This is a genomic window from Staphylococcus sp. HMSC62A08 (genome assembly GCF_001839105.1).
In the GTDB taxonomy this organism is placed as follows: domain Bacteria; phylum Bacillota; class Bacilli; order Staphylococcales; family Staphylococcaceae; genus Staphylococcus; species Staphylococcus caprae.
In genome coordinates this window covers 1-353 of sequence record NZ_KV840028.1, presented here as the reverse complement: position 1 = coordinate 353, position 353 = coordinate 1, and the positions used below count along the sequence as shown (strand labels likewise).

Annotated in this window: 1 protein-coding gene; it reads left to right on the top strand. The window is 31.7% G+C overall.

Annotated elements, in window-relative coordinates; translation table 11 throughout:
* On the top strand, window positions 1-353 hold a 353-nt coding region (locus HMPREF3264_RS03475), incomplete at both ends, for a permease (protein WP_176746808.1).

Sequence of the window (353 nt, the reverse complement as noted above, 5' to 3'; positions counted from 1 at the left end):
TGAAAACATTTCTAATGCTATTTTTTGAATTATTAATACTGTTCATAATCGTAAGTTTTATTGTAAGTCTAATCCAACAAGTAGTTTCGGAAGATAAAATCAAAAGCATGTTAAGTCAGCCTAACCAAGGAATCAATTATTTTTTAGGGATGATATTTGGTGCGATAACGCCCTTTTGTTCCTGTTCGACTATTCCAATACTCGCAGGATTATTAAATTCTAAAGTACCTTTTGGTCCATCTATGAGTTTCTTAATGGCTTCACCATTGATGAACCCATTAATGCTATTTATGTTATGGGCTTTATTAGGTTGGAAAGTTGCTGCTGTTTATTTTGTTGTACTAGCAATATTT